Here is a 23,492-nt window from a genome sequence, read left to right on the forward strand (position 1 = left end):
TCAAACTAAAAAAAGGAATTTAAAAGTTCCTTTTTTTAGTTATTCATATTCCATTACTACTTAATTCTTTTTATCAAATTCATGAAACGGTTTTTAGAAAACTTTTAATAAAATAGTAATGGCTATTTTATTAAATTTAGCGCTATATATAATGGGTTAAACTGAAAGCTTCTCTTTTAAGTATTTGCCGGTATAAGATTTTTTACATTTTATTATTTCTTCCGGGGTTCCAGTAAAAATAACTTCACCTCCATGGACTCCTGCTTCCGGACCTATATCTACCAAATAATCCGCGCATTTAATAATATCCGGATGATGTTCAATTACCATTACGCTATGCCCTTTTTCTATAAGTGCATAAAACGATTTTAAAAGTTTATTAATATCATCAAAATGCAGACCCGTACTTGGTTCATCAAATATAAACAATGTTTTATTGGTAGTATTTCCTTTAATAAGGAAAGAAGCTAATTTTATTCGTTGTGCCTCTCCACCCGATAAGGTTCCTGAAGATTGCCCCAGTTGTAGATACCCTAAGCCAACCTCTTCCAATGGTTGTAATTTATTTACAATTTTGGCTTGTTTATGAGTATTAAAAAATTGGATGCTTTCTTCTACTGTCATTTCTAAAATATCAGCAATATTTTTACCCTCAAAGGTTACTTCCAATATTTCCTGTTTAAACCTTTTCCCGTGGCAACTTTCACATTCCAGCTCTATGTCTGCCATAAACTGCATTTCAACTTTTATCCTTCCTTCCCCTTGGCAGGTTTCACACCTCCCGCCTTCTACATTAAATGAAAAATGTTTCGGCTTATAGTCATTTAGTTTACTTAGCTTTTGTTTGGCGAATAAATCACGAATATCATCAAAAGCTTTTACATATGTGGCTGGATTGGAACGAGAGGATTTGCCGATCGGGTTTTGATCGACCAATTCTAAATGTTCAATCTCTTTCCAATTTCCTTTCAATTCTGAAAAAGCCCCCGGTCTATCTCCACTAATTCCTAACTTACGCTGGAGCGCTGGAGCTACAATGCCCTTCATCAAAGTACTTTTACCGGAACCACTAACTCCTGTAACCACTGTTAAACAATACATGGGAAGCTTAACATCTATTCCCTTTAAATTGTTTTGCCTTGCTCCCGTAATTTCAATATATTCTTTGGTTTTTCTTCGAGTTTTAGGAACTTCAATTTTCTTTGCTCCGTTTAAATAGTCCGAAGTTAGCGTTTGCTTCTTCATCATTTGTTTATACGTTCCCGCAAAAACGACTTCCCCGCCTAATGTACCAGCATTAGGACCAATATCTACTAAATAGTCCGCCGTTTTCATAATATCTTCGTCATGTTCCACAACTACCACGGTATTCCCTAAATCCCGTAGTTTTTTTAAGACCGATATTAAACGATCGGTATCTCTCCCATGCAAACCTATGCTGGGTTCATCTAAAATATAGATAGAACCTACCAAGCTACTTCCTAAGGACGTTGCTAAATTAATTCTTTGAGATTCTCCTCCGGACAAGGTATTGGAAGCTCTATTTAAAGTAAGATATCCTAAACCTACATCTAAAAGAAATGATATACGGCTATTAATTTCAAATAAGAGACGCTTGGCTATTTGTTTTTGATAATCACTTAGCTTTAACTGTTTTATTCTTTCAGAGAGTTGATCCAGCGGTAAGTCTATCCAGTCATTGATCGAGGATTCATCTATTTTTACAAAATAGGTTTCGGGTCTTAACCTCTTGCCGTTACAATCCGGGCAGGTGGTTTTCCCTCTATAGCGAGATAGCATGACCCGGTACTGTATTTTGTACGTATTTTCTTCCAACATTTTAAAAAAATTGTCCAAACAAGGAAATTTTTTAGAGCCGTTTCCTCTCCATAACAATTTTTTCTGTTCAGAAGTCAGTTCAAAATATGGCTTATGAATTGGAAATTTTGCTTGTGCTGTCTCTTTAATGAAATGTTCTTTCCATTCACTCATCTTTTCTCCCTTCCAGGCAAATACAGCATCTTCGTAAATGGATAAATTTTTATTGGGAATTACTAATTCTTCGTCTATTCCTAAAACTCTACCATAGCCCTCGCAGGTAGGGCAAGCTCCATAGGGATTATTGAAACTAAAAAAATGGATGGTGGGTTCTAAAAACTGCATCCCGTCTAGCTCAAAAGCATTTGAAAATTTTTGTGTAACCCCTGTTTCCGTATTTTTTATAAAGCAATCTCCTTTGCCTTCATAAAAAGCAATTTGCACGCTGTCTGCAAATCGTTGAAGTGCTTCTTCGTTATGTTCTACAGAAAATCTTTCAACCACTAATAGAATATCCACTTCCGGCTCCGGCGTAAACCCAAAACTTTCCAGATCTTCCATAGTTACAACCTTTCCGCCAATTTCTAATCGTACATAGCCTTGCCCTTTTAATAATTTTAATAGCTCGGAAAAATCTTTTCCTTGTACCTCCAGAGGAGAAAGCAAAAGATATTTCCCCCCTTCGGGCAAACTTTCTACATAACGAACCACATCGCTTACTTCATCTTTTTTTACTTCCTTGCCGGAGATGGGTGAATAGGTTTTACCTACTCGGGAGAAAAGTAAGCGCAGATAATCGTAAATTTCTGTAGTTGTTCCTACGGTAGAGCGAGGGTTGTCTGAAATTACTTTTTGCTGAATGGCTATAGCGGGTGCAAGCCCTACGATATCATCTACCTGAGGTTTTTCTAATTTCCCTAAGAATTGCCGTGCGTAAGAACTTAAACTTTCCACATACCGCCTTTGCCCCTCGGCATACAGAGTATCAAAAGCCAATGTAGATTTTCCACTTCCGGATACGCCGGTTATTACTGTTAGCTTATTTTTAGGTATGGATACATTTATATTTTTAAGATTGTGAAGATGTGCATTTTTTATTAAAATGTCTTCTGAATCTTGATTGGTTTTTAGAGAAGAGGTCTGGGTATTCAAATCTGTATGAATTAATTAACAAAAATTTTTTACCTGCTTACCAGAAGTAGGATAAGTACAAAAATAAATAATTTAGCGTATACATCCTTTAGTTCATTAGGAATAAAACTAAAATATAAGTCCTCCCCATATATGGAAAGGACTTATCAGTTTCTATAACAAACAGGTTTTTAATTTCCCTTGCTTATTAAAAGGTAGTTTTAAAAAAAAATTTATACTTGCTACAAATATATTATAAAAAACTGTGCCAACATTACTACAAACTATATAAAAAAATATTTTTTTAATCTTTCATTCGTCGACTTGCTTAATTTCCGTTCATGTCATACGAATAAAATAAAACAAATGTTTATTTAGATACATTCGTATATAATTCATAAATGTTTTATACATTTGCGTTTGTTGATTTTGTTTTTATGTCTAATTATAAATATAAAGTTCAAAAAGGGGACACTTTACATAAGGTGGCTTTAAAATTCGGAATTTCTTGTGACGAACTCAGGCAATACCATAACCAATATTGTCCTTTGGAGGATTTACTGCCGGGTACCGACAAATTGCCTCGTCATTTAAAAGAAATACTTCTACCAGAAGGACAACTGACCTATCAAGAAAAGTTAGAAAAAAGTTTAAATACTAATTTTTCTTTAGGAAAAAACAATTCTTATAAAATTGAAATTGAGAATTCTTTTTTTCTTAAAAATGAGTTGATGTCTGAAAATCAAACGATGAATCTCTGGAAAATTTCTGAGGATTTACATGCCCAAAGGGCAGAAATTCTTGTGCAGGAGGTTCAAGTAATAAAATGTAGCAGCCCTTTAAAAGCTTTAATTGACTTGGTACAGCAAATCAATAAATCTTCGGATCATTTGATGGTTTCTCTTCTAACAGACGGTACGCTGGGAGAAGTATTAAACAAAAAAGAAATTTTTGAGAAATGGGAAGCTATTAAATTTGAAGAATTAAAGTCGGCAGAATTGCAAGACGATTTTGCTAAAGTTTTAATTGAAGAATACAACCAAGCCTTTAAACGTATAACTCCTTATATAAAGCAAAATATGCTTTATCAAGTTTTGTTTTGCCCTAAAAAACCTTTGGTTTTTCCGGTCAATAGCCCCCGTGTTATAAACAAAGAATTTCTAGTGAATTCTTTAATTTTCCCGGAGCTTTTAATTCCCTACACACTTAGCTACACCAGCAAGGAGCAAGCGGAAGAGATTGAAATTTTACTAACTTCCAAAAGTCCTAGTTCCCACTGGGAGCTTTTTAAGGAAAGATACGAAAAGGCTTATTCCTTAATGCTGGAAGATCCTTTTCTTCCTCATTTCTCGTTGGAAGGAAAGTATTTTTACGATAAAGACAGTGGAACTTTAAACCGTGCCGTAGTTTATGCTAAGGAGCAGATGAGTAAACAGCTTTTTTATACTCTGCAATACAAAATTAACCGTATAGATCAAGAAGAGGGTGAAACTCCCAACGATGCATTTGAACCTCAAGAAGAAATAGTACTTCATGAAAAGAAAAAATTACCTCCTAGTCCTTTTTTGTTTGATGAGTAGTTTATTTCTGCTCTCTTGTTTAGACCCGATTAAAAGTAAAAATCGTAAGAAATACACGCCGGAATTTTGTTTTGAGGAACCTTTACTGCCTTTGGCAGAAGCGATTTACCAGGGGAATGCCCGTGAGATTGAAAAACTGGTTCATGATAACCAGATAGACCTAAATACTTGGAGCTCTAAAAGTGGTTTTACCCCTTTATACTATGCCTGTTTACTAGAAGACGTTTCTGTGGTAAAAAAACTTTTGGATTTAGGGGCAGATCCTAATTTAGTTTCATTTGATATAATTAAAGATAAAAAATATCCTAGAACAGAACTATGCCTTACTTTTGTTGTCGCCCGAGGGAATATGTCTTTGACCCGATTATTACTGGAAAAAGGTGCTAATCCAAATAATCCTATAGACATATTGCCTCTTAACTATGCTATGGCTCATAAAAATAGCCAAGAATATATTGACTTGCTTATGAAATACGGCGCCGATGCTAATTTTTTGGAAGCGGGTAGCATTGATAACGCTGCCCAAATTGCCTTTACTGGTAGACATTTTGAACTAATTAATTATTTTTTAGATCAGGGGGCAGATCCTCGATCGGTGAATCGGTTAGGTTATAGTTTAGCTTTATTGGTACAGGAAGAGTTAGAAGAACCCGGAAGAACAAAGGAAGCTAGAGAAACTTTAGAAAACATTAAAAAACGCTTGGAAAAAGAATACGGCATTCGCTTTCCCGTACAGTTGCAAAGAAGACAAGGAATGATCAATGAAATAAATCAATATGAGAAAATCCCTGAATATATACGAAAACTACCTTTAATGGAAAGTAGCAATAAATATATTATACGTGTAAAGGATTCTTTAGCAGCAGGCAAGACAATTTCAGGCAGACCCTTAGAAAGTTAAAATAAATTCTCTTAATAATAAGATAAAATTTTAATTTTGAGTTCTTGGTTTAGAGAATTTTAGACTTTTAAAAGATGAAAAGAATAAAAATAATTTTAGTACTACTGATATCTATGGCTTTTTTAACTTCTTGTTTAGACCCGATTAAAAGTAAAAATCGTAAGAAATACACGCCGGAATTTTGTTTTGAGAAATCTCTGCTGCCTTTGGCAGAAGCGATTTACCAGGGGAAAGCCCGTGAGATTGAAAAACTGGTTCATGATAACCAGATAGACCTAAACACTTGGAGCTCTAAAAGTGGTTTTACGCCTTTGTACTATGCCTGTTTAATGGAAGACGTTTCTGTGGTAAAAAAACTTTTGGAATTGGGGGCAGATCCTAACCTAGTTACTTTAGATGTTAGTGATGGTTCTAAATATCCGAGAAAAATTACTAATATTTCCTTTGTTGTTGCCCGAGGAAATATGTCTTTAACCCGGGTATTGCTGGAAAAGGGAGCTAACGCTAATACTCCGATAGGATTACTACCGCTTAATGTAGCTATGGCTCATAAAAATAGCCAAGAATATATTGACTTGCTTATGAAATACGGGGCCGATGCTAATTTTTTGGAATATGGAAGCATTGATAACGCTGCCCAAATTGCCTTTACTGGTAGACATTTTGAACTAATTAATTATTTTTTAGACCAAGGGGCAGATCCTCGCTCGGTGAATCGGTTAGGTTTTAGTTTGGCTTATTATATTCAAGAAGAATTAAAAGAACCTGGAAGAACAAAGCAAGCCAGAGAAACTTTAGAAAACATTAAAAAACGTTTGGAAAAAGAATACGGCATTCGCTTTCCCGTACAGTTGCAAAGAAGGCAAGGAATGATTAACGAAATACAAAGATACGAAGAAGTACCTGAAAGTATACGTAATTTGCCTTTAATGAAAGGAGATGAAGAATATAATCAAAAAGAAGTTCAATACTTAAAAGCAGGTAAAACTATTTTCGGAAAACCCTTAAACGACTAAGCAATGAGCCAACTGTATGTCCCCCACGGAGCTATAACCACCTGTTTGGAAGGGAAAAAAAATTCCCAAATAAAGGTAAGCTCCCAAAAAACGGTTTTTATAAACCAAAAGCTAAAAGCCACCGAAGAAGATCGGTTTCAGGATAATTTTTACTGCCAAAAAATGGTGGGAGGCACTTCTTCCTTAGTGGGCTGGATAAGCGGAGCCATGGGAGCATTGGGCGGTCCGTTGGGGGCTTTTGTGGGTTATTATGCCGGTAGGTTTGTGGGTGGTTTTTTGGGAAACCAATTGTCTTCCCAACTTCTCCCCAGTTTGTGTTCCACCCTTTGCCAATCGTCTCAGTGGTCTTCGGTGCACCCCAAGGTAAAAATTTCCGGTAGACGAGCTTTGTTGGAGAAAGCCACCCTGCAATGCAAAATGGGAGGGGTGGTACATATTGTTTTGCCCCAAATGCATAAGGCATTGACCCATGCCCGCATGGCTGCCGCTTCCTATGAAGATGTTGACTTTCAAAATCCCGAAGATAATAAGGTTATCGATGGATTTACACCCGTAAACGAAGATCGTGCAAAAGACATTTTAGGTAAGGATTGGAAAGATTTATTAAATCAGAATGCTGACAACGGATTTTATGCTGCTTTGTATGAAGACAGGGAGGGCAATGTGGTCATTGCTTACCGAGGCACGGAACCTTCCAAAACTGCAGATTTAAAAGAAGATTATTTGCAGGCAATGGGTATCCGTTCCGATCAATACGACGCTGCTGTAGAGCTAGCACAAAAGGTAAAAGATGCAAAAAATTCAGGAGGAATTCTCGGAGAGGTAAGCATTACGGGGCATTCTTTGGGAGGTGGGCTTGCCACCATAGCCGGAGCAGCTACCGGCTACGAAACCTATACTTACAATGCGGCGGCCGTGCATAATTCTAGCTACCAAAGAAATGGTGTGGAGAAAAATACGGAACATATACAGGCTTATATAGGTACTCGGGATATTTTAAACACCTTGCAGGACCAAAGGGAAATGGTGCTTTCAGGGGCGGTATTGGGTGCACCAGCGGTTATGCCTGTCTTGGGCGGTGTAGCGGGCGGGGCTACCGGTACCGTGGTTGGGGGTTCTTTGGGTGCGGTATCTACACTGCCTAGCTTAAATCCTTCGATCATAGGGAGTGGTACCTTGGTAGGGGCAAATGTGGGGGGAACGACTGGAACGGTTGCCGGCCTCCTTGGAGGGGGATTGCTGGGAACTCTTTTGTCTGCTTCTGGAATATGGGGGCTGGCTACGGGAGGAATGCCTCGCCAAGAAGGTGTTCAACGCATTGTAGTTCCCCAAAGCGATAGCGATGCTATGCACGCCATGGAACCTTTAATTGTCGCTATGGAAAAAATGTTTGCTAAAATGGGGGGCGGTAAACCGGTGAAAGCTCTTCTTAAAAATTAAGCCCTTGGGATTCCCCCAAGGGTAAAATATATAAATACTTACATAAATTCACTAATTGTAATGCCCTTTGTTGATAAAGCTTCTCTTTCTTTACTCTAGCCTATGAAGCATAAAACGATCTTTTTTCTCTTGTATCCATTTATTATTCCTATAAGAATAAGGAAATTTAAAAAATTAATTTTATTTAATTTTTTTACCTCATCTAAACTACAATCAGTTTCTACATAATTTGCATGCATGTTTAATAACCAATTATAAATTTATTTGTATCCTTTTACTATTCGAGCTATTTTATTTAAATAATTAAATAAAATTCAATTTTTTTAAATATAAGAAAATAAATAATATGAATAATTATACTATAAATATAAAATAACAACTATTAATCAATATTTGTCGATTTCATTAAAAATTTAATATTATTAATTTCATTAATTTCGCGTTCATTATTCTCTAAACAGAGGTTCTGTTTAGAGAATAATATTCTCAATTAGAACCTATATTTATTTTTTATAATTTACTTGATCTAATCATGATTGAAATAATAATTTTTTTACTTCCTGCTATTTTTGCTACAAGTATATTTGATTTTTTCACTAAACAAAAAAGTTCTCCTTTCACATTTCTTAAAAAGAGTTTACTATTTATGCTTGCCATCAATCTATTCGTATGGTTATCTATGATCATAGTTTTCGATAGCGACATATTACAGGTACAGCTAGATAATTATCATAGTATGTTTTTTAGTTTATCTTATTTAGTCACTACCTTGGTATACGCATTTATTTTATCCTTTTTGTCCTTTATTTTTAAAACATATGTTAAAACCTTTTTAGTGTATAAAAAGAATAAAAAATGAAATTTTCCAAAAAAATAATATTATTTATCTTAATATTTTTATCCATTACAATCTTCTTTATCCTACTATGGCTTAACAGTAATTTTGCCCATGCTACTTTTGAGCAAATTTTATTTCATATTAATATACCGGATAACAACCCAACGTTTGATTATAAAACGAATTTAATTCTTTTAACCTTACTACCTGCCTCAATAATAACTTTATGTTTCATAGTATTATCTATGGATTTTTCTAAAAATGAAAGTTTATTCTTGTATATTAAACTTTTTACTAAAATTAAGTTTAGAATTCAAATATATCCAATTCAACTTTTTAGGAAATACTTATTTATATTTACCATCTTCTTAATTTTACTATCTTCTTATTTGGTATACCAAAAATTTAAATCTTACAATGTGTATGGTTATTTTTTTGAAAAAACAGCCTTGTACGATCAAGAATATATTAATCCCAAAAAAATTAAAATTACTTTCCCTGAAAAACCTAACAACCTTATAGTTATTTACTTAGAATCCATGGAGACCACCATGCAATCTAAAGAAGAAGGAGGTTTGTTTAATCAAAATATAATTCCAGAACTTACAAAATTGGCTAAGGATAATATTAATTTCAGCCAGTCCGATCATGTAGGTGGAAGTGTTCAGGTTTCATTTACGGGTTGGACTATGGCAGCTGTAGTAGCCTCTACAAGTGGCATTCCTTTAAAGCTTTCCAATAAAAAAGAAAATGACATGGAAAGGTATAAAGTTTTTTTGCCTAATGCCTTAACTTTAGGGGATATTCTTGAAAAAGAGGGATACAATAATATACTGATGGAGGGTTCGGATTCCAAGTTTTCAGGTTTAAAAACTTTTTTCCAAAGCCATGGAAAATTTCAAATTAAAGATTATAATTACTTTAAGGAAAATGGGCTAATTCATAAAGATTACTTGGTCTGGTGGGGAATAGAGGATGCTAAATTATTCAATTTTGCTAAACAGGAATTAACCGATTTATCTAAAGACCAAAGACCTTTTGCTTTTGTTATGAATACTATGGACACTCATTTCCCTAATGGTTATTTAGATCCTAATGCAGATATTAAATTTGACAACCAATATGCAAATGTTAATGCAAATTCAAGCAAACAACTGTATGAATTTATTGAATGGTTGAAATCCCAATCTTTTTTTAAAAATACGACTATTATCATCTTGGGAGATCATCTTTCTATGGATAATTTTTATAAAAGTTATGATTTAAATCAGCGCTTTCCCTATAATTGTATCATTAATTCCGTAGTTCAACCTAAACATATGAAAAATAGAAATTTTACTACTTTTGATTGGTTCCCTACGATTATTGAAAGTATTGGCGGTAAAATTGATGCCCCAGGCTTAGGATTAGGACGTTCACTCTTTGGTAATGATCAAACTTTATTAGAAAAAATGGGTAAAGACAGTTTGAACAATGAACTAAGCAAAAATTCAGATACTTTTAATCATTTTTGGAATAATTAATTTTATGAACAAAAATTATCCGAACTTAATTATATGAATCATTATAGATTTATGAACTTTATTTTGATTATTTATTATAATCTCTAGCTCCAAATAATTTTGTTCCAATTCTTACCATGTTACTCCCGCATTGTATAGCTATTGGGTAATCATTAGACATTCCCATAGATAAGGTTTGTAACTCAAATTCTTTTTGATGTTTTATAAAAAAACTATTTAATGAAAGGAATTCCTCGGTAATCTGCTGGATATTATCTGTAAAAGAAGCCATTCCCATAAGCCCTATAATATTTACATGAGGAAAAGCTTCAAGTTTTTTTTGAGTTAAAATTTGCAAGGCTTCATTAAAAGTAAGTCCATATTTTGTTTCCTCTTGAGCTATTTTTACTTGCAAAAGTATAGACAGTATTCGGTCATTTTTAATAGCTTCTTTTTCAACAATATGTAGTAGTTCTTCGCTATCCACCGAATGAATTAAATGTACAAATGGTGCTATATATTTAACCTTATTTTTTTGTAAATGTCCGATCTGATGCCAACGAATATCTTTGGGTAAAGCCTCTTCTTTTTGCATCATTTCTTGAACTTTATTTTCTCCAAAATCTTTCTGTCCAGCCTTATACATACCTGCAATTTCTTCAATCGATCTAGTTTTTGAAACTGCTACTAAGCTTACATTTTCAGTAAGTGTATTTAACGTATCTGTTAATCTTATTGATTCATTCATTCCTTTTTCCCATAATCTAAAGACAAAAATAACTAAAAAGTTAAAAAGATCATTTGTTTTTCATTTAAAAGCCAATACATTACTAATACTTATTTAGTACATAAAATCATTATAACTATATCATAACAATTTCTCCATGAAAATACCTAACAATCTCCGATTACGAGTTCTACTGTTATATTTAATCTTTTAAAGATTTTAATTGTTCTTTCATTTAAGTTATCTAAATTTAGAAAGCTAAGATAGGATTTCACTTAGTTAGTAGGAGAAAACAAATCACTCGTTGAAAGTTCTACCACATTTCCAAATTTTTTAATTTCTTTCCAATCTATGATATCACTATTGCCCATTAAAGCAACATTATACTTTTTATTCTTTATATTTTTATTAAAGAAATTTTTTAAATCATTTAAAGCTATGGCTTGAACTTCACTATAAACTTTTTTTCTTATATCATCATCCAACCCTTTCTTTTTTGCTGAAAGGTAAGACCAAAAAAGATTCATTTTGGTAATCCTTTGAGAGGCTATTTGTTTTAAAGCACTTTTTTTTGCATTTTCAAATTGTTCCTCTATTTCTGGCATATCATTCATCAACTTATACATGGTTTCCATTGCTAAAGGTAATTTTTCAGCTTGGGTACCTAGATAAAGAGAAACTGCATCATGTTTATGCTGATCAGCGGCTATGGAATAGAAAGCATATGCTGAATAGGCTAACGACTTACTTTCTCTAATTTCTTGAAAAACAATTGAGGATAAGCCACTTCCAAAGTATTCGCTAAATATATAGGCAAAAGAAATTTTAGATACATCAAATATTTCTCCTTTAGATTGTGCTAAAACTTCCGTTTGCACCATATCATAAGGGGTAAAATAAATAGTTCCATCCGAAACTAGTTTCTCATAGTTTAAAGATTGGGTGTATATGTTCTTCCCTAAGGTATTATGATTTTCAATTATTGCTTTTTTTATTGGCTCTTCATTGGGTCCAAAATAAAAAATTTCATGTTTATATGTAGTTAACCCTTTTATAATTTGAATTAAGTCTTCTGGATTTTTATTACGAAGTTCTTCTTCTTTAATTATATTTTTAATTCGATTGTTTTGCCCGTACTTCGCGTATTGCGTTAAAGCATTAAAAATATATTGTTTATTCCTTTGTGCATCTTTTCTAGCTTTTAAAATTGTTTGTACATAATCATGATAGGCTTTATCATCTACTTGAGGATTTTTTAATAGATGTTCAACTAACCGTATCCCTTGGGGCAAGTTTTCTTCTAACCCATGAAGAGATAAAACAATTTTTTCATTTTGAACCTGAAGCGAGTATTTAACTCCCATCTTATAAAATTCTTGTTCAAGTTCCGATTTTTTGTATTGGTTGGTACCAATAACATTTAAGTACCCTAAAGCTAATCCTAACTCTTGATTATGATCTAAACCAAAATCAAAAATATAATAAAGTCTTCCTAAGGCATTATTCTTATTTTTAATAAAAGAGAATGGCGTGGCATTTATCTTATCAAAATGAATGCTATCTTTATAATCTACAAATTGAGGTTCAATTTCTTTCTCTGGAATTTGTATAAATTCTTTATAGAAAATAGAATGAGCTTTACGATTAATGGTTATAGGTGTAATTCTAGGACTTTCAACACGTATTAAATGATCATTCGTTCCTGTTTCTTTATAAACAACTACATAATTGTCTTTATAGAATTTATTGGCAAATTCAACAATAGATGGTTTAGTAATTTTATCCAGTTCATCAAATTCTTTAAGAATGGATTCCCAAGACTTTTTTTGTATAAAAGAAGTATACATTTGTGTTGCTAGCCCACTTGCTGTATCCCAGTTTTGAATTCTTTGTGTTTTAAAATTGTTTACAATAGCAGGAATTAACCAATCGGGAAAATTTCCTTTTTTTACTTCTTCTATTTGATCTAAAAGAAGTTTTTCAATTTGTTTTAAATCTTGTCCTTCTCTGGGTGCCCCGAATAAGATATGCATTCCATAATCATTAAAAAAAGAAGTATATGAACCTGCTCCTTGTGCTTTTTGTTTTTGATTAATGTTAATATCAATTAACCCTGCTCCTGAGTTGTTTAATATCATATCAACCATTTTTACTTTCAAAAGATCTTCACTATTAGCTCCTTGCGTTCTAAAAGCTAGTTGTAGCTTTTCGGAGGAGGGGCTTTTTACAGTTCTTTTAACTACAGATGTAAGTGGTTTCTCAATAATTTTATTAAAAACCGGTAACTCTCTATATTTAAAATTTCCAAAATTTTGATCTATCCATTGAATGGCATTTTCAAAATCTAAATCCCCAACCAATACCATTGCCATATTATTGGGAACATAATAATTTTCAAAATAACTATGTATTGCCTTCATAGAAGGATTTTTTAAATGTTCTGATGTGCCCAAGGTCGTTTGTTGTCCATAAGGATGATTTGGAAACAAGGCATCCATCAACTGATAATTTACTAAGCGCGCATCGTTATCCTGAGCTCGATTAAATTCTTCATACACCGTTTCTAATTCTGTGTGAAATAACCGTAAAACTAAAGTAGAAAAGCGTTCTTTTTCCACAAGTAGCCATCGTTCCAATTCATTGGATGGAATCACGTTTTTATAAATGGTTTCATCTAACCAAGTATGAGCATTTGTTCCCGAAGCACCAATCTGAGACAAAAGTTGGTCGTATTCATTAGCGACAGCATATTGAGAAGCCTCTTGAGATAAGGCATCAATTTTGGAATAAATTTGAATTTTCTTATCTGGGTCTGATTCAACTTTATGAGCTTCATAAAGATCTGAAATTTGTGATAATAATTTAGATTCTTCTTCCCAATTTAAAGTTCCGATTTTAGAAGTTCCTTTAAACATCATATGCTCTAGATAGTGAGCTAGTCCGGTCTGGTCGGAAGGATCATTTGCAGATCCTGTACGTACAGCTATAAAAGTTTGTATTTTGGGTTCATCAATATTTTGAGCCAAATACACTTTCAACCCATTTTTTAATGTATAAATCCTTGTTTGTGATGGATCTTGAATTACCGTTTCATATTTGTATCCATTTATATCCGTCTTAATTTCAGTATTATAAGGTTGAGCATCAGTCATCGTAAAAAGGTTTAAAATAATTGGTAAGAAAAATTTTCTCATTAAATTTTTGAAAAATTTATTCAAATATTCTTTTTCCTATATATAAAGTTTAAATAAGTAAATCCTAAAATCGCCGCACAAAGAGAACTTATCAATATCATAAATTTGGCATTGTTTATATAATCGTAATGCATTACAGGATCAAACGCTAGCAATGTTATAAATATAGACATGGTAAAGCCAATACCGCCTAGGAAGCCTACCCCCATTAATTGCTTCCAACCTATTTGTGAAGGTAAGACGCACAGTTTAGACTTGCAGGCTATAAAAGTAAATAAAAATATACCTAAAGGTTTACCCACCACTAAACCCAGAAAAATACCTAAAGTATAGGGTTGAGAAAATAGTTCTGGAAAACCTGAATCTATAACTATTGCAGTATTGGCTAAGGCAAATACTGGTAATATTAAAAAGCTAACAGGATGATGCAACGCCGAAAGTAATTGATAGGACTTTGTGTTTTTACCTCCGTCTCCAAAGGGAATAACAAAGGCTAGTAAAACTCCGGTAATTGTTGCATGAACTCCGGAATTTAACATAAAATACCACATGATTATTCCTCCTATTATGTAGGGTATTAAAGACTTTACTTTTAATAAATTTAAAATTAATAAAATCGCCCATATCCCCAAGGCTGTTCCCAAGGAAAACATGGATAGATCTTGAGTATAGAAAAGAGCAATAACTATAATGGCTCCTAAATCGTCAATGACTGCCAATGCCGTTAAGAACACGCGTAAGGCAAGTGGTATTCTTTTTCCTAAAAGTGATAAAACTCCTAATGCAAATGCTATATCCGTAGCCATAGGAATACCAGTACCTGAGGCTGTTTCTGTATTATAATTGAAGTAAGCATAAATTCCGGCAGGTATTAAAATTCCGCCTAAAGCAGCCATAATTGGCAAAAGTGCTTGCTTAACATTTGATAATTCGCCAATATAAATTTCTCGAGCTAGCTCTAATCCTACCATAAGAAAAAATACCGTCATTAAAGCATCGTTAATAAAAGTATCTAAACTTAAAGGCTCTCCATGATGATTAAAAAAATTAAAATCTCCGAATTGCAGTCGAATTGGCGTTTTCCAAAATTCTAAATAGCTATTTTGAAAAATAGAATTGGCTATAATTAATGATATTATGGTGCATATAATCAAAATGATTCCAGCCGTTTTTTCATCTTCTAAAAAATCATTAAATAACTTATTAATCCTCTTCATGTTTTTTATGGGTTTATTTCAACAAAATTACAATTTAAAAAACTTATGAATTAACTATAGCTATTGATTATTCATGAAAAATGACTTTGCTAGATGTATAACAAAGTCATTTATTTATTTCACTTTCTAAAAACTTAGAAAAATTCAATGATTTTTTTAAAAAAGTAAAATATTAATTTCTCATTTTTTGGTTTATGTTTGAAGTCTTAGTTTCTTCTTTGGACAATATAAATAAAAATCGTTTATTTAAAAAAAAATTCTATAATTGTAAAAATGTTTTTAAACTTAATATAGCTTAAATGCTTTTAAATTACTGATGCAAAGAATATTACAAAATACGTTTATAATAAATATTTCCTTATATATAGATAAATATTTATTATTTTAACACAAAATCTAGCTTTTTTAATAAATTAAAAACCTTCAATATTTAGTCCCTAAATTCGAAAATGAAAGAATTTTACGAAAAAGTTTATAAAATAGTTTCAAAAATTCCTTACGGAAAAGTTACTACTTATGGGCTAATTGGTGAATACATCGGAGTTAAAAGTTCCGCTCGAATGGTAGGATACGCTATGAGTCATTCTCATCAATTAAACATACCTGCCCATCGAGTAGTAAATCGAAAAGGCTTACTTACAGGGAAGCACCATTTTGCAACTCCATCTTTAATGAAGGAACTTCTTGAAAACGAGGGATTGGAAATAGAAAACGATCAAATTGTTAATTTTAAAAATCATTTATGGGACCCAAAATCACTTGATAATAAAAATTTATCATCAATTTAATATTTATAACTTAATTTACCTAATTTAGCAGTTAGAAAGACCTAACAATTGAACAAAAAATCTTTACAAGAAGTACATGAATCTATTAATACGGATAGCCCTAAAAGGTGGAGACGTATTTTTGCATTTTTTGGCCCGGCTTATTTAGTTGCTGTAGGATATTTAGATCCTGGTAACTGGGCGACGGATATTGCAGGAGGTAGTAAATTTGGATATGCCTTGATATGGGTATTATTAATGAGCAACTTAATGGCTTTACTTCTACAGTCTTTAAGTGCTCGTTTAGGAATTGTTCGTGGATTAGATTTAGCGCAAACCAATCGAGAATATTACCCCAAGTGGATGAATTACATTCTATATGCTTTTGCTGAAATTGCTATAGCTGCCACTGATCTGGCTGAGGTGTTAGGAATGGCAATAGGACTACAACTTTTATTCGGCTTAGATCTAATTTGGGGAGTATGGATAGCCGCCTTAGACACATTTTTACTTCTTGTTTTACAAAGGTTTGGTATGCGTAAAATGGAAGCTTTTATTATAGCTTTAGTAAGTATCATTGGCGGATGTTTTTTGGTTGAAATGTTTTTAGCAAAACCAGAATTGGGAGAAGTTGTACAGGGATTTAAACCCTCTTTACCTAATAACGAAGCTCTTTATATAGCTATAGGAATTATAGGTGCAACTGTAATGCCTCATAATTTATATTTACATTCAGCACTTGTTCAAACAAGAAAAATAAAAAGAGATTTTCAATCTGTAAAAAGAGCCATCAAATATAATTTTTTTGATAGCCTTATTGCTTTAAATTTAGCTTTTTTTGTTAATGCTTCAATTTTAATATTAGCAGCTGCTACCTTTTATAAGGCAGGATTGCATGATATCGCTGGTTTACATGATGCTTATAGAATGCTTTCTAATATCTTAGGTCCAATGGCTCCATTTTTATTTGCCATAGCTTTAATCGCAGCCGGACAAAGCTCTACAGTCACAGGCACCTTGGCTGGGCAGATTGTAATGGAAGGATATTTACATTTCCGTATGAATCCAGCTCTTCGAAGATTATTGACCCGTATGCTTGCTATAATTCCAGCAGTTATTGTGATTAGCATTTTAGGAGACAATTCTGTTGATGAAATGCTTATTTTTAGTCAGGTTTTACTTAGCATGCAATTGGGGTTTGCCGTTATTCCTTTAATACATTTTGTAAGTGATAAAGAAAAAATGGGAAAATTTGCCATTAAACTTCCTATAAAAATTCTTTCATGGTTAGTATGTATAATTATTGTAATATTAAATATTAAACTGGTCTACGACGAGGAAATATTGATATTTAAAAACCCTGAAATTTCCTTAGGAATTAAAATATTTTTAGGCTGTATTTCTTTTTCTTTACTACTTTTTTTACTCAATATAATTATTTATCCTTGGTTAGTAAGAGCAAGAAAATTAAAGTTTAATATTCACGATAATTTAGTTAAAAATAAACTTTTACAAATTAAAAATTTTAATACGGTTGGGATTGCTTTAGATTTCTCAAAGAATGATGCTAGAGTGCTTAATTATCTTTCATTGGTCTCAGATAAAACTACTCGTGTTATTTTAATACATATTACTGAAAGTGCTTCGGCTAACTACTACGGGAAAATTGCAGATGATTTTGAAACAAAATTTGATCATGAAAAACTTGATTCTTATAAGCGTTTTTTAGAGAAAGAAGGATATGAAAATATTGAAACAAAATTAGGATATGGACTGCCTGCAGTTAATCTTCGCAACTTAACTGAAGAAAATCAAATTGAAATTTTGTTAATTGCTAAACATGGACACAAGGGCTTAATCAACCTTATATTTGGAACAACTTCTACAAAAATACATTCTAAGATTGATATACCTATTTTAATAGTATAATGAAATAATTTTATTAAAAAAGGGATTAAATATTTAATCCCTTTTTTAAATTTCTTTATCTTTAAAAGAACATACTCAATTATAGAAACCTTCTTTTTATAAGAAGGTAAATAACTTATCTTCTGGCAATCTAGATTTAGGTAGAGAAGCGTTATAATCATTTTCATCATGATATCCTAAACTTGCAATTACTACACTTGTTAAACCTTTTTCCTTTAAATTAAGTATTTCATCTAATTTTTCAGGTATGAAGCCTTCAATAGGAGTAGAATCAATTTTTAAACTAGCGGCGGCTAAAAGTAATTGACCTAATGCAATGTAAATTTGCTTACTTTCCCAATTCACCAATTTTTCTTCAGAAGTATTATTTAAACCAACAAAATATCTCCTTCCCTCATCGTTCTGTTTTTTTAGTTCTTCACTTGAAAATCTATGATCATTATCTTCTTTCTCAATTAATTCCTGGAATCGTTCTTCCGTAAACCTTAATTTAGCACAAAAAATAACTACATGTGAAGCTCCTTCTATCCTTGCATGATTAAATTCTAAAATCGCTGGTAATATTTTTTTCTTCGCATCATCAGACTCAGCAATAATAAAATGCCAAGGTTGGGAATTAACTGAAGATGGTGCATTTTTTAATACTTCATAAAGTTTTTGAATGTCTTGCGAAGAAATTTTCTTTTCCTTATTATAATGTTTGGTAGTAAATCTTTTTTTTGATATTTCTGCTATATCCATTTTAATTAAGTTTTATATTAACAATTAAGGAAACTTAGGGAATTTTTTGAAATCTGGCTTACGTTTTTCCAGAAAAGCATTTTTCCCTTCTTGTGCTTCATCCATTAAATAATACATTAAAGTAGCATCGCCTGCCAACTGCATCAGACCATGTTGACCATCTAATTCAGCATTTAAGCACCGCTTAATCATCCTTAAAGCCAATGGGCTTCTCTCTTGCATGATTTGGCACCATTCAATGGTGGCATCTTCCAATTCAGAAAAAGGAACCACTTTATTTACCATACCCATTTCCATTGCTTCATGGGCGGTATATTGTTGACACAAAAACCAAATTTCTCTTGCTTTTTTCTGCCCCACACTTCTGGCTAAATAGGAGGAACCGAATCCACCATCAAAACTTCCAACTTTTGGTCCGGTTTGTCCAAACTTAGCATTTTCAGAAGCTATAGTTAGGTCGCATACTACATGAAGCACATGTCCTCCTCCAATTGCATAGCCGTTAACCATTGCAATAACTGGCTTAGGTATCTCTCTGATTTTTTTATGTAAATCCAACACATTTAATCTAGGAATGCCGTCCTCACCCATATATCCTCCCACACCTTTTACGTTTTGATCACCTCCACTACAAAACGCTTTGTCTCCTGCACCCGTTAAAATAATAACATCAATTTCTGAATGTTCACGGCAATAGTCCATGGCTTCTAACATTTGAAAATTGGTCTCCGGTCTAAATGCGTTGTATACTTGAGGTCTATTGATTGTAATTTTTGCAATCCCTTCCCAATATTGAAACAATATATCTGAATATTCTTTTATAGTTTTCCAATTTCTAGCCATATTATTTTTTTGTTTTTAAACATCCAAAGTTAAAAATTTTTAAGAGTTATGCTTACTAAAGTGTTCCTTTAAAGCACTATTTAAAATTTCGTTAAAAATTTTTTCCGATGTTTATTTTTTTTATTTTTATAATAAAAAAAATGAACTATATAAATAATTTCTTTAGAAAAATACCTGATTGGCTTTCTAGTAAACTTTCTATTTTTATTTATTTATTCTTACTTTTTTACCTAGTAATCTTCGCTCTCCTATGCATTATAATACCGTCTTGGAAAGATTTTATGCCCTCCGACAATGCTCAATTAATTTTTGGAAATTATACTAATGTTATTAGTGCATTGGGTGCTTCCATTGCTGCGGGTAGTGGAGTAAGTGCTCATAATAGTTCTCAAATTTCTAGAAGAAATCATAGAGAATTATTAGACACTATCAAAAAATTGAATAATCGACTGGATGAATTAAATAAATCTATTTCCGATAATAAAAAAATTTAAATCTATTTAACTATTTATATAATCAATCTTTTACTGCTTGTAATTACTTAAATGAATCATTCTCATTTAAATCAAACCTGTCATTTAACCACTGCTTTCTAACTTTGCTAGGGATTAGAAAATGCCCAACAGCGAGAATAATAAACCATACGGGTGTAAAGATTAATGCTTGCCTAGTATCATCTTTAAACCAAAGAGCTATAATAAGAAGAACAAAGAACGTTAAAGCTCCGTAAACAGAAAATAATCCACCTGGGACTTTGAATTTAGATTTTTTGTGTAATTCTTTCCTTTTCGATCTATATACTATATAGGAGATCAAAATCATTGACCATACAAAAACAAACAAAATTGTTGAAGCTGTACTTACTAAAGTAAATGCAAGCATGATATTTTCATTCCCAAAGTATAATAAAATAACTGCCGGTAGTAAACAAAGGCATGAAAATAAAAGACCATATGCGGGTACTGAAACTTTAGAGAGTTTTTTAAAAATGGTAGGAGCCTTTTGACTTAGAGCTAAACCGTAAAGCATTCTACTTGTTGAAAAAATACCACTATTTGCTGAAGATGCTGCGGAGGTCAAAACCACAAAATACGTAATACTAAAAGCAGCAGCAATTCCTGCGAAATTAAATAATACTATAAATGGACTAGCATTAGGATTTATCATTCTCCATGGCATTACAGACATTATAACAGCCAAAGCCAATACATAAAAAAATATTACACGTACAGGTATTGCATTGATCGCCTTAGGAAGAGTTTTTTCAGGATCTTTAGTTTCAGCAGCAGTAGTACCTACCAATTCAACACCTACAAAAGCAAAAACCGCAATCTGAAATCCAGCTACAAAACCCGCGAATCCAGTAGGAAAGAATCCTCCATCGCTCCATATATTACTTAAAGATGCAACAATACCTACGGGTGTCTTAAATTTATAGATGATGAAAACAGCGCCAATAATAACTAGAGCTACGATTGCTAAAATTTTTATAATTGAAAACCAGAATTCTGCTTCACCAAAAAGTTTTACAGTTAATAAATTTAGACATAGAAAAATAAGTATACAAATGAATGCGGGTACCCATGGATCAACAGCTCCAGGAAATAAATATTCAATATATCCTGAAATAGCAATTAAATCTGCACTCCCAGTAACTATCCAACAGAACCAATAAGTCCAACCCATAAAGAATCCAGCAGTAGGACCTAACAAATCTGTTACAAAATCTACAAATGATTTGTATTGAAGATTCGATAATAATAATTCCCCCATTGCGCGCATAACGAAAAATAATACAAACCCTATGATTGCATAAACCAATAATATTGAGGGTCCTGCTAAACTAATCGTTTTACCTGAGCCCATGAATAATCCTGTCCCTATAGCTCCACCAATAGCTATTAATTGTATATGTCTATTTGTTAGGTTTCTCTGTAACTTTTTGCCTGGTTGATTCATTTTATAATTTAATTCACTTTTTAATGAGATTAGCATGTAAAAGTATGATAAAATTAATTTTTCTAGAAAAAAATAATTATAAAATATTTATTAATTCGCATATACCTCTCTAAGCTGAATTAATAATTATTTACTTTTGTATAAAAGCATTAAAAATGAATAAACAAATCTTACATTCTAAAATATACGAAAACAAAAACAAACCATCCCTTTTAATATTCCATGGTTTGTTTGGTTTACTTGATAATTGGGGAAGTTTAGGAAAAAAATTTGGAGAAAATTATGATACTCATTTAATTGATTTAAGAAATCATGGAAAAAGTTTTCATTCTGATGAAATGAGTTATGAATCTATGGTTGAAGATATTGCAGATTATATAGATTTTTATAACTTAAATAAACCTATTCTTCTAGGTCATTCTTTAGGAGGGAGAGCTGTCATGTCTTTTTCAATAGAGAAACCTAATTTGGTTCATAAACTAATTGTTGTAGATATGGCTCCCAAAGCCTATGAGCCACATCATGTCAAAATTTTTGAAGCATTAAATACTATAGATTTTTCTAATGTAAGAGATCGAAAAGATGTTGAAAATATGCTTTCTAAAGAAATTGATAATAAGGCCATTGTTCAGTTCTTAGTAAAAAATGTTTATAGAAAGGATGATAATTCATTTGATTTTCGATTTAACTTGAAAGGTTTAGAGAAAAATTATATTCACATAATTTCAAAAGCCATTGAAACTGGTATATTTCTCGGGTCAAGTTTATTTATTTCAGGAGAAAAATCCAATTATATACTTGAGGATGACAAAATTGAAATTATTAAACAATTCCCTAATTCTGAATTTATTTCAATATCTAATGCGGGACATTGGGTGCAAGCAGAAAATCCAACTGATTTTTATAATTCTGTTGTTTCATTTATTGAATCCTAAAGTTATTAACAATAATACTTATTAAATAATAATTTGAAAATTATTTAATGAGCAAGTAAATAAACTTTTTTAATTAGAATAAGCAAAGATTTAGAATAATAGATTAGATATTATATTTAAACATTTAGCAAATTCCCATATAACTTATCAAATAACAGCCATGAAATACTATTTAATTGCAGGAGAAGCTTCAGGTGATTTGCATGCTTCAAACTTAATGAAAGAAATTAAAAAATTAGACTTTGAAGCAAAATTTAGATTCTGGGGAGGAGATTTGATGAAGGCTCAAGGAGGTCAATTGGTAAAACATTACAAACAACTTGCATTTATGGGATTTGTGGAAGTTGTACAAAATATTGGAACTATTCTAGGTAATATCAAATTTTGTAAAGAGGATATCTCCAACTTTCATCCAGATTGCGTTATTTTTATTGATTATCCAGGGTTTAATCTACGATTATGCAAATTTGTTAAAAATCTAGGAATTAAGACATATTACTATATTTCACCCCAACTTTGGGCTTGGAAATCTGGACGGGTTAAGTTAATAAAAAAGTATGTGGATCATATGTTTGTAATTCTACCATTTGAAAAAGATTTTTATGCAATGTACAATTATAATGTTGATTTTGTAGGTCATCCACTTTTAGATGCTCTAAATCATATACCTAAAATTAATGAACAACAATTTAGATCAGAAAATAGATTATCTAATAAACCAATTATAGCTCTATTACCTGGAAGCAGAAAGCAGGAAATAAAAAAAATTTTACCTTTAATGCTTAGCATTAAAAAAGAATTTCCAGACTATGAATTTGTCATCGCAGGAGCACCCTCATTTAATTTGGATTTTTACAACCATTTAATAAATAGTAAAATAAAAATCATAACGAATCAAACCTATCAATTACTACAACTATCAGAAGTCGCATTAGTAACCTCAGGGACAGCGAC

The 23,492-nt window shown here is 32.1% G+C and carries 18 protein-coding genes; 10 read left to right on the forward strand and 8 right to left on the reverse strand.

Translation table 11 applies throughout. The features are described from left to right. Positions 1–156: 156 nt before the first annotated feature. On the reverse strand, positions 157–2,970 hold the full coding sequence (uvrA, locus tag ETU08_RS02030; protein ID WP_185145256.1) for an excinuclease ABC subunit UvrA: 2,814 nt from the start codon (positions 2,968–2,970) through the stop codon (positions 157–159). 416 nt (positions 2,971–3,386) lie between these two features. Between uvrA and ETU08_RS02035 the strand changes: the two genes are divergently transcribed. The 4 genes from ETU08_RS02035 to ETU08_RS02050 all read left to right on the forward strand — a co-directional run bounded on the left by ETU08_RS02035 (position 3,387) and on the right by ETU08_RS02050 (position 7,886). Next, complete coding sequence (locus ETU08_RS02035) at positions 3,387–4,529, forward strand: LysM peptidoglycan-binding domain-containing protein (protein WP_146261347.1); 1,143 nt, start codon at positions 3,387–3,389, stop codon at positions 4,527–4,529. After that, positions 4,483–5,430, forward strand: coding sequence for an ankyrin repeat domain-containing protein (locus ETU08_RS02040; RefSeq protein ID WP_146261348.1), 948 nt, complete (start codon positions 4,483–4,485; stop codon positions 5,428–5,430). The genes ETU08_RS02035 and ETU08_RS02040 overlap by 47 nt, the downstream gene beginning before the upstream one ends. A gap of 74 nt (positions 5,431–5,504) precedes the next feature. After that, positions 5,505–6,446, forward strand: a complete 942-nt coding sequence (locus ETU08_RS02045; protein ID WP_146261349.1) for an ankyrin repeat domain-containing protein — start codon at positions 5,505–5,507, stop codon at positions 6,444–6,446. 3 nt (positions 6,447–6,449) lie between these two features. Continuing rightward, on the forward strand, positions 6,450–7,886 hold the full coding sequence (locus tag ETU08_RS02050) for a Tle-like phospholipase domain-containing protein (protein ID WP_146261350.1): 1,437 nt from the start codon (positions 6,450–6,452) through the stop codon (positions 7,884–7,886). A 510-nt stretch (positions 7,887–8,396) separates the two neighbouring features. Here the strand turns inward: ETU08_RS02050 and ETU08_RS11870 are convergent. Then, positions 8,397–8,573, reverse strand: a complete 177-nt coding sequence (locus ETU08_RS11870) for a hypothetical protein (RefSeq protein WP_185145022.1) — start codon at positions 8,571–8,573, stop codon at positions 8,397–8,399. Positions 8,574–8,741: 168 nt separating this feature from the next. On the opposite strand from ETU08_RS11870, the gene ETU08_RS02055 reads away from it, so the two are divergent. Beyond that, a complete protein-coding gene (locus tag ETU08_RS02055; RefSeq protein WP_146261351.1) occupies positions 8,742–10,247 on the forward strand; it encodes a sulfatase-like hydrolase/transferase in 1,506 nt (501 codons plus the stop codon). Positions 10,248–10,314: 67 nt separating this feature from the next. Here the strand turns inward: ETU08_RS02055 and ETU08_RS02060 are convergent, their stop codons facing one another. The 3 genes from ETU08_RS02060 to nhaA all read right to left on the reverse strand — a co-directional run bounded on the left by ETU08_RS02060 (position 10,315) and on the right by nhaA (position 15,364). After that, positions 10,315–10,974: a YggS family pyridoxal phosphate-dependent enzyme gene (locus tag ETU08_RS02060; RefSeq protein ID WP_146261352.1), complete on the reverse strand. Its 660-nt coding sequence runs from the start codon at positions 10,972–10,974 to the stop codon at positions 10,315–10,317. A gap of 254 nt (positions 10,975–11,228) precedes the next feature. Next, entirely contained in the window at positions 11,229–14,147 is a 2,919-nt protein-coding gene (locus ETU08_RS02065) for an insulinase family protein (protein WP_146261353.1), read from the reverse strand. A gap of 20 nt (positions 14,148–14,167) precedes the next feature. Further along, the gene (gene nhaA, locus ETU08_RS02070) at positions 14,168–15,364 is read right to left on the reverse strand and encodes a Na+/H+ antiporter NhaA (RefSeq protein WP_146261354.1); all 1,197 of its coding nucleotides are present in this window, start codon (positions 15,362–15,364) and stop codon (positions 14,168–14,170) included. Between the two features lie 449 nt (positions 15,365–15,813). On the opposite strand from nhaA, the gene ETU08_RS02075 reads away from it, so the two are divergent. Both ETU08_RS02075 and ETU08_RS02080 read left to right on the forward strand, forming a co-directional pair. Further along, complete coding sequence (locus ETU08_RS02075; RefSeq protein ID WP_146261355.1) at positions 15,814–16,152, forward strand: MGMT family protein; 339 nt, start codon at positions 15,814–15,816, stop codon at positions 16,150–16,152. 48 nt (positions 16,153–16,200) lie between these two features. Next, the gene (locus ETU08_RS02080) at positions 16,201–18,060 is read left to right on the forward strand and encodes an Nramp family divalent metal transporter (RefSeq protein ID WP_146261356.1); all 1,860 of its coding nucleotides are present in this window, start codon (positions 16,201–16,203) and stop codon (positions 18,058–18,060) included. Positions 18,061–18,156: 96 nt separating this feature from the next. Here the strand turns inward: ETU08_RS02080 and nfsB are convergent, their stop codons facing one another. Together nfsB and menB are read right to left on the reverse strand one after the other, a co-directional pair. After that, on the reverse strand, positions 18,157–18,801 hold the full coding sequence (gene nfsB, locus ETU08_RS02085; RefSeq protein ID WP_146261357.1) for an oxygen-insensitive NAD(P)H nitroreductase: 645 nt from the start codon (positions 18,799–18,801) through the stop codon (positions 18,157–18,159). 24 nt (positions 18,802–18,825) lie between these two features. Next, positions 18,826–19,644, reverse strand: coding sequence for a 1,4-dihydroxy-2-naphthoyl-CoA synthase (menB, locus tag ETU08_RS02090; RefSeq protein WP_146261358.1), 819 nt, complete (start codon positions 19,642–19,644; stop codon positions 18,826–18,828). A gap of 281 nt (positions 19,645–19,925) precedes the next feature. Here menB and ETU08_RS11940 point away from each other — a divergent pair, with 281 nt between their 5' ends. Next, complete coding sequence (locus ETU08_RS11940) at positions 19,926–20,138, forward strand: hypothetical protein (RefSeq protein WP_221410533.1); 213 nt, start codon at positions 19,926–19,928, stop codon at positions 20,136–20,138. A 43-nt stretch (positions 20,139–20,181) separates the two neighbouring features. Here ETU08_RS11940 and ETU08_RS02100 read toward each other — a convergent pair whose 3' ends face one another. Further along, complete coding sequence (locus ETU08_RS02100) at positions 20,182–21,603, reverse strand: amino acid permease (protein WP_146261359.1); 1,422 nt, start codon at positions 21,601–21,603, stop codon at positions 20,182–20,184. Between the two features lie 155 nt (positions 21,604–21,758). Here ETU08_RS02100 and ETU08_RS02105 point away from each other — a divergent pair, with 155 nt between their 5' ends. After that, complete coding sequence (locus tag ETU08_RS02105) at positions 21,759–22,538, forward strand: alpha/beta fold hydrolase (protein ID WP_146261360.1); 780 nt, start codon at positions 21,759–21,761, stop codon at positions 22,536–22,538. 160 nt (positions 22,539–22,698) lie between these two features. Further along, positions 22,699–23,492: lipid-A-disaccharide synthase (locus tag ETU08_RS02110; RefSeq protein ID WP_146261361.1), on the forward strand; the 794-nt coding region annotated here is incomplete at its 3' end.

The organism is Apibacter muscae, from assembly GCF_007845635.1.
GTDB classification, from domain to species: Bacteria; Bacteroidota; Bacteroidia; order Flavobacteriales; family Weeksellaceae; genus Apibacter; species Apibacter muscae.

Coding starts and splice junctions, on each gene's coding strand:
- ETU08_RS02065 (WP_146261353.1), bottom strand. CDS start 14,147: ATGAGAAAATTTTTCTTACCAATTATTTTAAACCTTTTTACGATGACT.
- menB (WP_146261358.1), bottom strand. CDS start 19,644: ATGGCTAGAAATTGGAAAACTATAAAAGAATATTCAGATATATTGTTT.
- ETU08_RS02055 (WP_146261351.1), top strand. CDS start 8,742: ATGAAATTTTCCAAAAAAATAATATTATTTATCTTAATATTTTTATCC.
- nhaA (WP_146261354.1), bottom strand. CDS start 15,364: ATGAAGAGGATTAATAAGTTATTTAATGATTTTTTAGAAGATGAAAAA.
- ETU08_RS02075 (WP_146261355.1), top strand. CDS start 15,814: ATGAAAGAATTTTACGAAAAAGTTTATAAAATAGTTTCAAAAATTCCT.
- ETU08_RS02100 (WP_146261359.1), bottom strand. CDS start 21,603: ATGAATCAACCAGGCAAAAAGTTACAGAGAAACCTAACAAATAGACAT.
- ETU08_RS02035 (WP_146261347.1), top strand. CDS start 3,387: ATGTCTAATTATAAATATAAAGTTCAAAAAGGGGACACTTTACATAAG.
- ETU08_RS02045 (WP_146261349.1), top strand. CDS start 5,505: ATGAAAAGAATAAAAATAATTTTAGTACTACTGATATCTATGGCTTTT.
- nfsB (WP_146261357.1), bottom strand. CDS start 18,801: ATGGATATAGCAGAAATATCAAAAAAAAGATTTACTACCAAACATTAT.
- ETU08_RS02050 (WP_146261350.1), top strand. CDS start 6,450: ATGAGCCAACTGTATGTCCCCCACGGAGCTATAACCACCTGTTTGGAA.
- ETU08_RS11870 (WP_185145022.1), bottom strand. CDS start 8,573: ATGATCATAGATAACCATACGAATAGATTGATGGCAAGCATAAATAGT.
- ETU08_RS02105 (WP_146261360.1), top strand. CDS start 21,759: ATGAATAAACAAATCTTACATTCTAAAATATACGAAAACAAAAACAAA.
- ETU08_RS11940 (WP_221410533.1), top strand. CDS start 19,926: ATGCCCTCCGACAATGCTCAATTAATTTTTGGAAATTATACTAATGTT.
- ETU08_RS02060 (WP_146261352.1), bottom strand. CDS start 10,974: ATGAATGAATCAATAAGATTAACAGATACGTTAAATACACTTACTGAA.
- ETU08_RS02040 (WP_146261348.1), top strand. CDS start 4,483: ATGAAAAGAAAAAATTACCTCCTAGTCCTTTTTTGTTTGATGAGTAGT.